This is a genomic window from Nocardia implantans (genome assembly GCF_035544775.1).
Classification (GTDB): Bacteria; Actinomycetota; Actinomycetes; order Mycobacteriales; family Mycobacteriaceae; genus Nocardia; species Nocardia implantans.
On sequence record NZ_JAYKYQ010000012.1, the window covers coordinates 63,940 to 77,581 of the forward strand.

Genomic DNA, 13,642 nt, shown 5'->3' on the forward strand with positions numbered 1-13,642 from the left:
GCGTGTTCCGCGCGGCCCGGGCGAGCCCTCACACGACGAGCGCGGTGCGCTGGTGGCGGGACGGTCGAGCATCTCCGCTACGGTGGCCCCGTGACGTTACGAGTCCTCGCAGACAGTGTCCTGGCCGACGGCGGCGTCAGCGGCGCCGTGCTGGCCTACCTCCCCAGCCCCGCGCGCGGCGTCTGGCAACTCGGTCCGTTCCCGCTGCGGGCGTACGCCCTGTGCATCATCCTCGGCATCATCGTCGCGATCTGGTGGGGCGAACGGCGCTGGCGCGCACGCGGCGGCCAGCCCGGCGCGATCCTGGACGTCGCGATGTTCGCCGTGCCGTTCGGTCTGGTCGGCGGCAGGCTCTACCACGTGGCCACCGACTGGCAGAAATACTTCGGCGCCGACGGGCACCCGATCGACGCGCTGAAGATCTACCAGGGCGGCCTCGGCATCTGGGGCGCGGTGCTGCTCGGCGGCATCGGCGCCTGGATCGGCTGCCGGGTCTACAAGATCCCGCTGCCCGCCCTGGGTGACGCGGTCGCACCGCCGATCCTGCTGGCGCAGGCCATCGGCAGGATCGGCAACTACTTCAACCAAGAACTCTACGGGCGCGAGACCGACCTGCCGTGGGGCCTGGAGATCTACCGGCGGGTGGGCGACGGCGGACAGCTCGACATGATGAACGGCGCCTCCACCGGCGTGGTCGAGAAGATCGTGCACCCCACCTTCTTGTACGAGCTGCTGTGGAACCTGCTCGTCGTCGTGCTGCTGGTCTACGTGGACAAGCGTTTCCGGATCGGCCACGGCCGCCTGTTCGCGCTGTACGTCGCCGGGTACTGCTTCGGACGGTTCTTCGTGGAACTGATGCGCGCCGACGAGGCGACGAAGATCGCGGGCATCCGGATCAACTCGTTCACCTCCGCCCTGGTGTTCCTGGCCGCGATCGCCTACTTCGTGTTCGCCACCAAGGGGCGGGAGACGCCGCAGCAGTTGCAGCCGGGTGGGAGCCCGCGACCGTGGCCGTGGCAGCTGCGGGCGTTGCGCGCGGCAGGAGCGGCGCGAACCGAGAAGCCCTCGGGCACGGGCGAAGCCGAGAACGCCGGGTCCGTTGCCGACGCCTCCGGGACCGGCACGTCCGTTGCCGAGCCGGACGCGACCGAGCCGGCCCGGCGAAGCGAGGGTTCCGAGAGCGGTTCGCAGAGCACGGATTCGGACAAAGCCGCCTCCGACAAGGGTTGACCCGGCACGTGGCATCCGCTAGGCAACGTTCGGGCGACCCGCCGCGATAACCACTGGAAGCGCCGGCCGCTCCGGGGAGGACAACCAGGTCGTTCCCGGTGACAATGACTCGTGATCGTCGCGAGCCACGGTTCGGCGATCCAGTGAGGCCGGGGGCCGACAAGAGGGTGCCCGCACTAATGAGGAGGACATCGGTGACCGACCCTTACCAGCAGAACCAGGGCGCCGGGGGCCCGCAGTACGGCCCGCCCGGCACCGGGCCGGACCTGACCAAGCCGCTGGAAGCGCAGAGCCAGCCGTCCTACAGTCCGCCGTCGGACCCCTACGTCCAGCAGCCCCAGTACGGTCAGCCGGCGGGAGCCTACGGCCAGCAGCCGGGCGGTTACTTTCCCGCGCCGTACCCGGCCGGTCCGCAGGGCTACAACCCGAACGACCCGGAGGCGCCCTGGGGCCGCGACCCGTTCGGTGTTCCGCTGTCGGACAAGCAGAAGCTCGTCGCCGGCCTGCTGCAGATCTTCCTCGGCAGCTTCGGCGTCGGCCGCTTCTACCTCGGCTACACCGGCCTCGGCGTCGCCCAGTTGGTGGTCAGCGCCATCACCTGCTTCACCGTCGGGTGGATCTGGGGCATCGTCGACGGCGTCCTGATGCTCACCGGCAAGGTGCCCGACAGCGACGGCCGCCCGCTGCGCGACTGACCGCGGCGGATCGTCGGAGGCGGGCGCGGCGTGCCCGCCTCCGAGTCGTCGCGGGCCGCAGGCATCGACAGCAACCGTTGCGCGCACGGTGATCGGGATACTGTCGCCGGTGAAAATCCTGGCGTAGCATGACCGGACTCGCGTGCCGTGTGTGGAGCTCCACGCACCGAAGAGAGGGATTCCGTGCGTCGCAAGCTGTTCGCCGCCGCCATGCTCGCCATCGTCGCCGCCACCGGATCGACCGCGTGCGGTGGCAGCGACCCCAACGTGCTGAAGGTCGGCACCGAGGGCACCTACGCCCCGTTCAGCTTCCAGGGCTCCGACGGCAAGCTCACCGGATACGACGTCGAGGTGATCCAGGCGGTCGGCGACAAACTCGGCAAGAAGGTCGAGTTCGTGCAGACGCCGTGGGACGCCATATTCGCGGGCCTGGAGTCCAAGCGCTTCGACCTGGTGGCCAACCAGGTGACCGTGAACGACGAGCGCACGGCCAAGTACGCGCTGTCGACGCCCTACACCACGTCGGTGGGCGTGATCGTCACTCGCGCCGACAACAACGCCGTCACCGGCCTGGCCGATCTCGCCGGGAAGACCTGCGCGCAGTCGGCCACCAGCAACTGGAGCAAGGTCGCCACCGACGCGGGCGCGAAGGTCGAGGCCGTCGAGGGCTTCGTGCAGGCCGTCCAGCTGCTGAAGAACGGCCGCGTGGACGCCACCGTCAACGACAATCTCGCCGTCGCCGAATACACCGAGAAGACCGGCGACACGAGTGTGAAGATCGCCGCCAGGACCGGATCGGTGAGCAAGCAGGCGTTCGCGGCGCGCAAGGGCGACGCGCTGATCACCGACGTGGACAAGGCGCTCGACCAGCTGCGCGCCGACGGCACCCTGGCGAAGATCTCGGACAAGTACTTCGGTACCGACGTCAGCCGGTAGCCGGCATCGTTCATGGACGCCGCCACCCGGGATCTCATCTGGCACAACCTGTCGCCGATGCTGCAGGCCACCGTCACCAAAACCCTTCCGCTCACCGCCATCAGCTTCGCCATCGGGCTGGCGCTCGCGCTGTTCGTCGCGCTGGCCAGGATGTCGCCTGCGTGGCCGTTGTCGGCGGCGGCCCGTTTCTACATCTCGATCATTCGCGGCACGCCGCTGCTGGTGCAGCTGTTCATCGTGTTCTACGCGCTGCCGCAGTTCGGCATCGTGATCGACCCCTTTCCCGCCGCGGTGATCGCGTTCAGCCTCAACGTCGGCGGATACGCGGCCGAAGTGGTGCGCGCCGCGATCCTGAGCGTCGCGACGGGCCAGTGGGAGGCGGCGCAGGCGCTCGGCATGTCGTACCCGATGATGCTGCGGCTGATCATCCTGCCGCAGGCCGCGCGCATCGCCGTGCCGCCGCTGTCGAACACGCTGATCTCCTTGGTGAAGGACACCTCGCTGGCCTCGACCATCCTGGTGACCGAGCTGCTGCGCGTCGCCCAGCTCGCCGCCGCCCCCACCTTCGACTTCTTCGCGCTCTACGGGGTCGCGGCGCTGTATTACTGGGTGATCTGCCTGATCCTCGGGTTCGGGCAGACCCGGCTGGAAACGAGGTTGGCCCGTCATGTCGCCCGCTGAATACTCATTTGTACCTGCGATGGAGCTGTCGTTCATTTTTTTCACCAAGGATTCACCGTGGCCACGGCGGGACCTGTCCGCCGAGCGGGACTAGGCTCTACCCGTGATGCGACGGACGAAGATTGTGTGCACGCTCGGACCGGCCACTGCCACCGAGGACCGTATCCGCGAACTCGTCGAGAGCGGCATGGACGTGGCTCGGCTGAACTTCAGCCATGGCGAGCACGCCGACCATGCCGAGAACTACAAGAAGGTGCGTCAGGCCTCCGACCACCTCGGCCGGGCCGTCGGCATTCTCGCCGACCTGCAGGGTCCCAAGATCCGCCTCGGCCGTTTCCTGGAGGGCAGGACCGTCTGGGCGACGGGCGAAGAGGTCCGCATCACCGTCGACGACATCGACGGCACCCACGACCGCGTGTCCACTACCTACAAGGAACTGGCCCAGGACGCCAAGCCCGGCGATCGCCTGCTGGTCGACGACGGCAAGGTCGGCCTCATCGTCACCCGTGTGGACGGCAACGACGTGGTCTGCCGGGTCACCGAGGGCGGACCGGTCTCCAACAACAAGGGCGTGTCGCTGCCCGGCATGGACGTGTCGGTCCCCGCGCTGTCGGAGAAGGACATCGAGGACCTGGAATTCGCGCTGAAGCTCGGCGTGGACTTCATCGCGCTGTCGTTCGTGCGGTCCCCGTCCGACGTCGAGCTGGTGCACGACGTGATGGACCGGGTCGGCCGCCGGGTGCCGGTGATCGGCAAGCTGGAGAAGCCGGAGGCGATCGACAACCTCGAGGCCGTCGTCCTGGCCTTCGACGCGGTGATGGTCGCGCGCGGCGACCTCGGTGTGGAGCTGCCGCTCGAGCAGGTGCCGATCGTGCAGAAGCGCGCCATCCAGATGGCCCGCGAGAACGCCAAGCCGGTCATCGTCGCCACGCAGATGCTGGAGTCGATGATCGACAACTCCCGCCCCACCCGCGCCGAGGCTTCCGACGTGGCCAACGCGGTGCTCGACGGCGCCGACGCGGTGATGCTGTCGGGTGAGACCTCGGTGGGCAAGTACCCGATCGAGACGGTGCGCACGATGGCGCGCATCGTGCACGCGGTGGAGACCGAGTCGACCCGGGTGCCGCCGCTGACCCACGTGCCGCGCACCAAGCGCGGTGTGATCTCCTACGCCGCCCGCGACATCGGCGAGCGGCTCAACGCCAAGGCGCTGGTCGCGTTCACCCAGTCGGGCGACACGGTGCGCCGCCTGGCGCGCCTGCACACCCCGCTGCCGCTGCTGGCGTTCACGCCGCTGCCTGAGGTCCGCAGCCAGCTGGCGCTGACCTGGGGCACCGAGACCTTCATCGTGCCGACCGTGAGCAGCACCGACGCGATGATCCACCAGGTGGATGTAGCACTTCTGTCGATGGGCCGATACCAGAAAGGTGACCTGGTGGTCATCGTGGCCGGGTCGCCGCCCGGTACCGTCGGTTCCACCAACCTGATCCACGTTCACCGAATCGGTGAGGAGGACCATTAGTGAGTGCTTCCCTGAGCAGCCCCGTCGCCGTCGCGGAGTCCGATGCGCAGCGTTCCGACCTGGACGTGCTGCTCGGCCTGCTCGATCTCGAGCAGATGGACGAGGACGTCTTCGTCGGCCAGCACCCGGAGAAGGTGTGGAGCCGCACCTTCGGCGGTCAGCTCGTCTCGCAGGCCATCATCGCGGCGGGCCGGACGGTCGGCGACCGTCCGGTGCACGCGGTCAACGCGCATTTCGTGCGCGGCGGCGATGTGAAGAAGCCGATCGAGTACCGGGTGGACCGGCATCGCGACGGTCGCGCCTTCGCCAACCGCACGGTCACCGCCAGCCAGGACGGCCAGGAGCTGTTCGTCATGCTCGCCGCCTTCCAGGACTGGGGCACCGGTCTGGAGCACGCGCACGCGCAGCCGGAGGTGCCGGACCCGGAGACGCTGCCGCGGGTGGAGGAGAGCTTCGAAGGCTTGGAGGACAAGCTGGAGATGTTCGTCAAGGCGCCGCATCCGATCGATATGCGCTACACCAACGATCCGGCATGGATCTTGAAGGGCACGGGGGAGCGGCTCAACCACAACCGGGTGTGGATGCGCGCGGACGGCAGGCTGCCCGACGATCCGCTGATCCATGTGGCGACGCTGGGCTACTCGTCCGACACCACGGTGCTGGACTCGATCATCACCACCCACGGGCTGTCATGGGGGCTGGATCGCATCGTCGCGGCCACGGTCAACCACTCGATCTGGTTCCACCGCCCGTTCCGTTTCGACGAGTGGGCGCTGTACTGCACCGAGTCGCCGGTGGCCGCGGGCTCCCGTGGCCTGGCGACCGGCCGCTTCTACTCCCGCAGCGGTGATCTGCTGGCCACCACGGTGCAAGAGGGACTCATCCGCCACTTCCCCGCGCGGCGCTGAGCCCCGCAGCGGTTCGAATCACAGCAGTTCGAGATCGCGATCGATGTCGAGATCGACGTCGGTGCAGTGCGAAGCGTGAATCGAGACCGGGATATCGGCTCCCGGCTCGGTTCGCGCCAGCCCCGAGATGCCGTGCAGCAGCTGGCGTTCCAGCGCGGCCATGTGGTCGTCGGTCAACTGGTCGGGTGCGCCGACCAAACTGAGCGCGATCTCGTAGGTGCTGCGATGGTCCGAGCTCTCGCCGGGACGATCGGCGCGGCAGCGGCTCTCCAGAGCCGTGTGGGCCGGATCGTCGGCGTCGACGGGCAGGGTGAAGCGCCAGGCGAACACGTCCCGGTCGGTGAGATGGTCGTCCACCACCTCGCGCACGGCGTCGACGACGCGTTCGAGAGTTTCCGGTGTCACATAAACATGGAGCGAAACATCCGAAATGCGTTTCGGCATGTCTGATTCCTGTCCTGTGTCGAACCAGCAACGGCGGAGAGTGTTGTCCGGCGGGAGTTTAATGCGTCCGGCGCGGAAATGAACACAGCCCGTTGATAACAGGTTCGATACGCGATGGCGCCCAGCGCGCTGACGGGTGCGATTTCCGCCCGCGGTCACCGGGTGCGCTGGGCGGCGAGGAAGGTCGCCAGCGGCGCCGGTGCGCCGCCGGGGCGGATGACCAGTCCGCGGCGCTCGTCGTGCGGCCAGCGCGGCTGTTCGTGCGGGGCGAGCGCCAGCAGCAGCGGCACCAGCGCCTCGGCGATGCGGTCGCCCACCTCGCAGAACGCCTGGGCGGACAGCCCGACCGGATCGGCGATGTTCTCCCGGCCCACCAGGGACAGGTCGTTGCGAGCACGGTGCAATTCGGCGACCGTGCGCGCGCCGGTGACGTGCGCGATGCGGTGGGCCTCCAGCAGCGTGAAGGTGCGCGCTCCGGCGCCGAAGGCCAAGTCCGCCACCTGCTCGCGGATCTGCTCGGTCATCGTGAGAACCAGGTCGGCCTTGTCAATCATCTCCGGCTTCAGGCGGCGTGCCCGGAAATTGCTCGCGTCGGCGCCCAGCCCGGTGATGGTCTGCGCGGCCAGCGGCTCGACGGGAAATCCCACCAGCGCACGGGTTCCCGCACTTTCGGCGGTGAGATAGGGGAGATCGTGTTCGACCGCGAGGGCGCGCGTGAGCCGCTCGGCGATCACCGAACGGCAAACGTTGCCGTTGCAGACGAACAGGACGTGCATACCGCTAACGATAAACGGCGCGGAGGCTACCAGAAGGGTCTGAGTCGTTCGTCCCACATGTGGGAACAACATATTCATCTGTTCGTAGCGCGCCGTACACGAAGCGCGCCGCTTCGACCCTCTGGCCTGCGACGTACGTCACTCCGAAGAGCGGTGCGGTTCAATTGTCTCCAGGTTTGTACCCCGGCGGTCCCGCATTCAAACGACACACTGTGATTGCTTCGTGATTGGAAGGGCACGCAGGTTCTCGGATTCGCCACCGTAGTAAACGCTTTCGCTCACCACGGGTTCGATCACGGCCTGCCTACCCCGGACGCGACCTCGCCTCGTGACCGCTGGAGGCGACCACGGGCGCGAACCGCGCAAGTCCCGTCGCGGGATCCATCCCCCGGCGGCACATGGATCACGCGAGCGCTCCGGTGCACGGTTCGCCGCGTCGTGGGTCGGACTGGCTCGGGGGATCTCACCGACCGAACATGGCGATCCGGAACAGTCGCCCGCGATGACCCGGGCGCCTCTGACCACTGGCGTCGATGCCGCTCGCGGGCCAGCTCGCACGATTCCGGCAAACGCAGAACGGAGGCGTCGACACCTGGACTCACTGTCGCAACGCACTCGAAGCCCCGATCGCGACGCACCGCCGAAGCCCCGATCGCGACGCACCGCCGAAGCCCCAACCACTACGCACCGCCGAAGCCCCGATCGGAACGCACCGCCGAAGCCTCAATCGCAACCCACCCCAAAACGCCCCATCCCACGCGACGCAACCACGCACTCCGGGGGGTTCGGGGGGCGAAGCCCCGCCGAGCGGGGCCTGGGGGTTGCACCCCCAGAAAAAACGACGAGCGCCCCCCGCGAGCAGGGGACACCCAAAGCGAGTGCCGAGTGTGGGACTCGAACCCACACGTCCTTTCGGACAACGGTTTTTGAGGTTGTCACTCTCGACGTTTGAGGTCGTTGGCGGACGTTGGATACCGGGGTCTATCTGGGGGTGACCAGCGAACATGTCGGTTTGGCTCGTTGTTGTCGTTGGGTGTCTTGGGGGCCGCTGCGGACTGGCTGCGGACAAGTGGGCTGGCCCGAAACGCGCGTAGATAGATGCGTTGGACATGCGGAGCCCTCGGTCCGACCGGGCTACTGTTCACTCCTGTGCTGACGACTTGGGATCAACGCGACATAGCCATGCTGGCGCTCATCGTCGCGACGTGTAGTGCAGTTTTTGTCCTTGGCGGCCTCGTTTGGCAAATTACTTTGTACCGATTGTCGGGTGCGCGGTTACGTGTGACGATCGCCCACGGCGCGATCAGTCCTTTGACTGAAGCGCTGCATTCAGCGGCACCTGGTCACCTCCTATCTGTCGACAAAGTCGACACCCCCAAGTCGCGGATGCGGGAGGAGTTGATCGAGGTGGTTTTGTGCAAGGTCGTCAACACCGGACGGGCCGCGATCTCGATTGAGCACATTGGGATCGACTTCGGGAGAGAACGTTGGTGGCGGCGTGGTCGGCGGTCAATGGTGCCAGCCGCAGTCACCGCATTCGGCGGAGTTGCGGTTGGTACCCATCGGCTCGACGCTGGCGAATCCGCAACGCTGATATTCCCGCTTTGGGGTTGCGTGACGTATGAGCAGCGTCAGCGGGGTGATGTCCGCCTTGCTGCCTACGCCTCACCGGCGGGCAGACGAACAGTCATCTCCAAACGATCAAAACGATTGGTGTTGAGAACGGGCAAAGAGACACTGCTCCGCGACCACGTCGTCACCAGGGAGGAGCGGGCGCACCGAGCATTTTGGTCACATACACGGGGGACTGACGGCCAAGGCGAATCAGGCGTCAGATGGTCTATGCTGCGTGATCGACTCGAAGCGGCAAAGAGCGCCGAGGATGTGCGCGATGGCCTCAACCTGAATGGGGATGAGAACGGTTACCACATAGCCTCGGCGGCAGTTTGGGAGGCGTACAACTGGAGTGCCGGACACCAGCGTGTCTGGGATGGGTACTAACCGCTCGGTCGCGTCGGTGTGTGTCGATTGCCCGGCGCCGCATGTCCCATCATTCGTGTGCTCGGGGCGGCAGTAACAGTCGCAGAGATCGCGGCTAATTCAAATTCGCGCTTCCGGCACTAGCGCACCTAAGTGACACGCGCCTGGCCCTGGTTGGTGGTGGGTTGCGCTCGTCGGGGCTGGCTACCCCGCCTGCCCCCTAGGGCCTGCCCGTCACGCGCAGAGGCTCACAGGTCAAGAGTCGGCGAATGCCGATCCCGTAGGGACGCCGTAGGCGCTCTTGAGGTGTGAGGGGCGCGGGATCACAATGCAGGCCACCACCGACCAGGGCCAAGCGGCCGAAGGACGCTCAGTAGTTCGGCAACCGTGAGAAGGGGGCCGAAAGCCCCCTCCGGGTCAGTACGGGTAGCGGTCGAGCATCTAGAGATTGCGTCGGTGCTGGGTGTTGCACGGGGTGCAGTGCCAGATGACCTCGTCCTGGGGGCCGTACTTGGAGGTGAATGGGACGGCGGCGGGCTGGTCGCATCCGCGGAGCTGGCAGGTGGTGGGCTTGGTGGTCATCTCGCGGGTTCCTCTCCGGTTGGGGTGGTCGGGCTGAGGGCGTCTCGATCACGGCTCCGGTGGGTGTCAAGAGTGGCGCCAGCCATCACGCAGTGACGCCGTAGGCGCTCTTGATGCCCGCTGGTGGCGTGATAGCCCTCGGATCAGTCAGGCCGCCACGGCCGGAGAGAAACTGGTGACCGGCGAGCCCTGTCGACTGGATGCGGTGACCTCGCTTGTGCAATTCGGGGACCTCGGCGGGACCACAGCCAGTGGACCGGGCAGAGTGCCGGCCGATTCGTGCACGGCTGCGGGAGGTAAGTCGGGTACGGCTCTCGGCGTGCCCAGCACTGCTTCGGTTGATGCAGAAGCGACCAGACAGGAACTGGGTGCGCCCCGGCGGCCGAGTGTCGCCGACGCGCTCGACGCGCCGCGAGCGACGCCCCATCAGCCGCGCTGCGCGTCGCAGCGCGGCGGCGGCGCGAAGCGCCGCCGGGGCGCTCTTGTTGCTGTATGGCGAAATTCGGCAACAACTCGCGTACGTGCCCCTGGTGGTGACGGGTCAAAGTCGGAGAACGGCGAGCGTCTTGTCGTCGTGACGCTTCGAGCGGGGAAGGATACGGCCTCGGGGGTCGGTCTCAGCCTCCCACGCTTCGCATCGGTCGAGTTCATCATGGAGTTGTGCGGACGTGTGGTTCGCGATCTGCGGCCAGGAAACCTCGAGCGCGGCGAGGGTGTCGCTTGCGCCATCGGTTGCGGCGATGACCCACGAAACACGGTCGCGCGGGAAGATTTTGCAAAGAGCGTGGTCGGCGGCGTTGGGGTCGGCCTCGGCGATCCAGTAGCCGCCTGAGCGATTGCGGTGCTGACGTTCCCGCTGTTGCAGTTGTCCGAGAAGCTCTCGATGGTGCTGGTCGAAGTCCGCCCCTGCGGCGAGACGTGCACGGTAGGTCTGGGCTTCGGCGAGGTCGAGTTGAGAGAGCCTTGTGTCGGTAATGGTGCGGTGGGTGCCGTCACGGAATCCGACGACAGCACACGAGTCGCCGAGTACGAGCACCTCGACCGATGCCTTGCCAACGCGCACAAGGACCACAGTGCTTGATGGCGCTTTACCGCGGATCAGATGCAGGTCTGCGGCGGTGGCGGCGATGGATACACGAAGGACTTGGGGAAGGGGGGCGGTGGAGTCGAGTTGGTGGGCGAGATGTCGGCCGAGGTGCCGAACGTAGTCGCTGGCGGGAGGAGTGCCCGGGGTGTGAGAGGTCGCTCCGTCGAGCACCACGAGCCCTCTCGGAGTCGGGAAGACCCAATCGTCGGTTCCGCGTTCCGGCAGCTGCGCCGCAGCGACTTCCATCACTAGCGCTCGATTCGGTATGGGCCAGCGATAAGGCGGGAATCGGTGATCACGGTTTCGCTCTCGAAATCGCACGCGATCGCGCAGCTGATGAACGTGTCTTTGGGGCTGTACACGTCTGTGAGATGGGCGGTGAGCCAGTGCGCCACTCCGAGCGATCCGATGGCCGTGATGCCCGCGATGTGGACGATGACGCGGTTGTCTTCGATCCGGCGCGATAGGTAGCCGACATCCGAGCGGCGAGCACTGTCCTGCCGGTATGGGGAACCGTGGCGCAGACCGGTCTGAGCATCGATGATCCACCAGCCGTCGCTGTTGTGTTCGAACGACAGGTTCGTGTCCGCTTCGAGCAGCCTGCGGGCAACTGGGGCCGACTTCGGGCCACACACAACTATCGAGTCACCGTCAGGCAGTGACTCAGTATCCGGACGGATTGCAAATCGACTGGTGCTGAACGAAAGCCGTTCAAGGTCGGCGTTGAGCCGGTCGCGAACAGCCTCGTCGCTCTCATCAAGAAACGGTCGTTCACGACCGTCCTCGAAGCCCATTCGGTGCGGTATCCCGATCGCGACAGGGCCGACACCGAAGAATGCCCGCTCGGGCGGTGGCGCCGACTTCCGAATCTGGCTGACGCGGCTCTTGGTAATCCCGATCTGCGCGGCGAGATCGGTGTAGCTGAGTCCGGTGGTCTGATGTGCCTCTTCGAGGGCTTCCCTGCGTAGCCGGGCCAGCTCGGCTCCACGCTGTTGGTAGACAGTCATCAGGTCCGTTGCCCGCCGTCCCCGGCGGATGGGGTCCGGGTCTCGCCGGACCTGGTCGAACTCATCAGCGTTGGCCACAGCACGAGTTTAGAACCCCTTGACCACGAGCCGCACGGTACGTATGGTTTTAGTTTATACCCCTCAACTATGCAGCTGGAGCGCAGCAGGCACGAGTTTAGGGGTATCAACTCAAGCATCAAGGAGACGAAAACATGGCTTTGAAGGATGTTTGGTTCACCCCGGCGTTCGAAGACGCGTTCCCGATGGGTCTGTTCCTGTTGGGTGAGATCGCGCCGGTGACAGAGTTCAGCTCCGACCGCAACGCGCCGAAGCGTCAGCGGTTGGATCTGGACGCGGAGGGCAACGGCACCGGTAAGCGGTTGTGGAAGGGCACGGTCACCGATCCGGCGGCGGCGAACGCGAAGCAGGCGAGTTTCGATGTGGTGTTCGTCGCGGATGTGCAGCCGGTTCCGGCGGCTCCGGAGATCGCGCGGGGTATGCGGCCGGTGGAGCTGGAGGGGTTGCAGGTCAAGCCGAAGATCGCTGGTCAGGGTGAGTTCAAGTCGATCGGCTGGACGATCCGAGCGACGGGGATCAAGGGCGACAACTCCGGTGCCAAGGCTGCGACCGGTAAGGCGGCGGCGTGATGTCGGAGGTCGAGATCGGCTCGCGGGTGAGTACGACGGTGCTCGTTGAGCAGTTGAGCGTGAAGTACCGCCCGGCCTATGAGTTCCGTGGTGACCGGTATTCGGCGTCGGTGGATATCGATTTCGGGGTGGGCATATCAGCGTCGGTGACGTTGAGCATCGCTGATGCCCGCACGCTGGCCGAAGTTCTGCCCGGCATCCTGGCTGAGCATGATGCCGCGGTGTCCGCGTCGGTGGATAAGGCGGCCTGACGATGAATACGGCGGACCGGTCGGCGGGGATGCGTCTTGCGCGCTGGTCCGCCGTGGTCATCATCATCGCGGTCGGCGCCGCGGCGTTCCGACTCAGCTTCGCCACGCTGAAGGACCTCGCGGTCCTGGCGCACATCCCGGCGTCGGATGCGTGGCTGTTCCCGCTGATCGTGGACGGCACGATCCTTCTCGCCACGTTCGGGGTGCTGGTCCTGGCCAACGCTCCGGAACGCCGGTTCTTCGTTACGGTCCTGGTCATCGGCTCGATCGTGTCGGTCGCGGGCAACTCGCTGCACGCGGTCGCGGCCGGTCGGGAACTGCCGTGGTGGGCCTCGGCGCTAGTGGCTGCGATCGCCCCGATTTCCCTGCTGGCCGATACGCACGGGTTGGCGCTGCTGATCCGTGCGGCACAACGAGATTCGGCACCCGAACCGGCTCCTGCTGCCGTGGTCGAGCCTGCCGTCGAGCAGGCAACGCCCGAGCCCGATCCGGAGCCGGTGTCGGTCCCCGAACCCGAACCCGAAACCAAGCCTGAGCCTGTCCCGTTGCCGGTGCCTGAGCCGGTACGGGTGGCTGAGCTTCGCCCGGTGCCTGATGCGCCGGTCCACATTCCTGTTCGTTCTTCGCGACCGCAGCAGACCATGCTGCCGATCGCTGTTCCTGTTGGGGGTTGAGATGACTGCTTTTGTTCCTGCTGTGGCGACGGGTGTTTCCGCGCTGGTCACCGTGCTGGCTGGTGTCGGGGTGCTGGTGGACCGGCCTTCGGATACTCCGGCTCCGGTTGTCCCGGCCGCTGCGTCCTCCTCGGTGGCGACTACGACCGCGAGCCCGGCTCTGGTTTCGGATCGGTGCGTGATGTTCTGCGAGAACGCCGGGCCGGGTCGCTCTGAGTTCGA

Annotated in this window: 15 protein-coding genes; 10 read left to right on the forward strand and 5 right to left on the reverse strand. The window is 66.6% G+C overall.

Annotated elements, in window-relative coordinates; genetic code table 11:
• The first annotated feature begins 90 nt into the window (after positions 1–90).
• From lgt to U3653_RS26185, 6 genes are all read left to right on the forward strand, one after another.
• Positions 91–1,230 (forward strand): prolipoprotein diacylglyceryl transferase, encoded by a 1,140-nt coding sequence (gene lgt / locus U3653_RS26160; protein ID WP_323124495.1) that lies wholly within the window; start codon positions 91–93, stop codon positions 1,228–1,230.
• Positions 1,231–1,424: 194 nt separating this feature from the next.
• A complete protein-coding gene (locus U3653_RS26165) occupies positions 1,425–1,925 on the forward strand; it encodes a TM2 domain-containing protein (RefSeq protein ID WP_323124494.1) in 501 nt (166 codons plus the stop codon).
• Positions 1,926–2,135: 210 nt separating this feature from the next.
• On the forward strand, positions 2,136–2,861 hold the full coding sequence (locus tag U3653_RS26170; protein ID WP_323124504.1) for an amino acid ABC transporter substrate-binding protein: 726 nt from the start codon (positions 2,136–2,138) through the stop codon (positions 2,859–2,861).
• Positions 2,862–2,873: 12 nt separating this feature from the next.
• Complete coding sequence (locus tag U3653_RS26175; protein WP_195082724.1) at positions 2,874–3,542, forward strand: amino acid ABC transporter permease; 669 nt, start codon at positions 2,874–2,876, stop codon at positions 3,540–3,542.
• Positions 3,543–3,645: 103 nt separating this feature from the next.
• Positions 3,646–5,064 (forward strand): pyruvate kinase, encoded by a 1,419-nt coding sequence (pyk, locus tag U3653_RS26180; protein ID WP_195082725.1) that lies wholly within the window; start codon positions 3,646–3,648, stop codon positions 5,062–5,064.
• A 95-nt stretch (positions 5,065–5,159) separates the two neighbouring features.
• On the forward strand, positions 5,160–5,972 hold the full coding sequence (locus tag U3653_RS26185) for an acyl-CoA thioesterase (protein ID WP_245676355.1): 813 nt from the start codon (positions 5,160–5,162) through the stop codon (positions 5,970–5,972).
• An 18-nt stretch (positions 5,973–5,990) separates the two neighbouring features.
• On the opposite strand, the gene U3653_RS26190 is transcribed toward U3653_RS26185, so the two are convergent.
• Both U3653_RS26190 and U3653_RS26195 read right to left on the reverse strand, forming a co-directional pair.
• Positions 5,991–6,377: a hypothetical protein gene (locus U3653_RS26190; RefSeq protein ID WP_323124493.1), complete on the reverse strand. Its 387-nt coding sequence runs from the start codon at positions 6,375–6,377 to the stop codon at positions 5,991–5,993.
• A gap of 194 nt (positions 6,378–6,571) precedes the next feature.
• Positions 6,572–7,192, reverse strand: coding sequence for an arsenate reductase/protein-tyrosine-phosphatase family protein (locus U3653_RS26195; RefSeq protein ID WP_195082728.1), 621 nt, complete (start codon positions 7,190–7,192; stop codon positions 6,572–6,574).
• Positions 7,193–8,341: 1,149 nt separating this feature from the next.
• Between U3653_RS26195 and U3653_RS26200 the strand changes: the two genes are divergently transcribed.
• Positions 8,342–9,193 carry a hypothetical protein gene (locus U3653_RS26200; RefSeq protein ID WP_195082729.1) on the forward strand — a complete coding sequence of 284 codons (852 nt, stop codon included), beginning with the start codon at positions 8,342–8,344 and terminating at the stop codon, positions 9,191–9,193.
• Positions 9,194–9,613: 420 nt separating this feature from the next.
• On the opposite strand, the gene U3653_RS26205 is transcribed toward U3653_RS26200, so the two are convergent.
• The 3 genes from U3653_RS26205 to U3653_RS26215 all read right to left on the reverse strand — a co-directional run bounded on the left by U3653_RS26205 (position 9,614) and on the right by U3653_RS26215 (position 11,926).
• Positions 9,614–9,754: a hypothetical protein gene (locus U3653_RS26205; RefSeq protein ID WP_195082730.1), complete on the reverse strand. Its 141-nt coding sequence runs from the start codon at positions 9,752–9,754 to the stop codon at positions 9,614–9,616.
• Between the two features lie 541 nt (positions 9,755–10,295).
• Positions 10,296–11,087 carry a protein phosphatase 2C domain-containing protein gene (locus U3653_RS26210; protein ID WP_195082731.1) on the reverse strand — a complete coding sequence of 264 codons (792 nt, stop codon included), beginning with the start codon at positions 11,085–11,087 and terminating at the stop codon, positions 10,296–10,298.
• A gap of 2 nt (positions 11,088–11,089) precedes the next feature.
• On the reverse strand, positions 11,090–11,926 hold the full coding sequence (locus tag U3653_RS26215; RefSeq protein WP_195082732.1) for a helix-turn-helix transcriptional regulator: 837 nt from the start codon (positions 11,924–11,926) through the stop codon (positions 11,090–11,092).
• A gap of 134 nt (positions 11,927–12,060) precedes the next feature.
• Between U3653_RS26215 and U3653_RS26220 the strand changes: the two genes are divergently transcribed.
• From U3653_RS26220 to U3653_RS26230, 3 genes are read left to right on the forward strand one after another with little or no spacing between them, the layout of a single operon-like run.
• The gene (locus tag U3653_RS26220) at positions 12,061–12,495 is read left to right on the forward strand and encodes a hypothetical protein (protein ID WP_195082733.1); all 435 of its coding nucleotides are present in this window, start codon (positions 12,061–12,063) and stop codon (positions 12,493–12,495) included.
• A complete protein-coding gene (locus tag U3653_RS26225) occupies positions 12,495–12,746 on the forward strand; it encodes a hypothetical protein (RefSeq protein ID WP_195082734.1) in 252 nt (83 codons plus the stop codon). The genes U3653_RS26220 and U3653_RS26225 overlap by 1 nt, the downstream gene beginning before the upstream one ends.
• A gap of 2 nt (positions 12,747–12,748) precedes the next feature.
• Positions 12,749–13,420 (forward strand): DUF2637 domain-containing protein, encoded by a 672-nt coding sequence (locus U3653_RS26230; RefSeq protein ID WP_323124492.1) that lies wholly within the window; start codon positions 12,749–12,751, stop codon positions 13,418–13,420.
• The last annotated feature ends 222 nt before the right edge of the window (positions 13,421–13,642 follow it).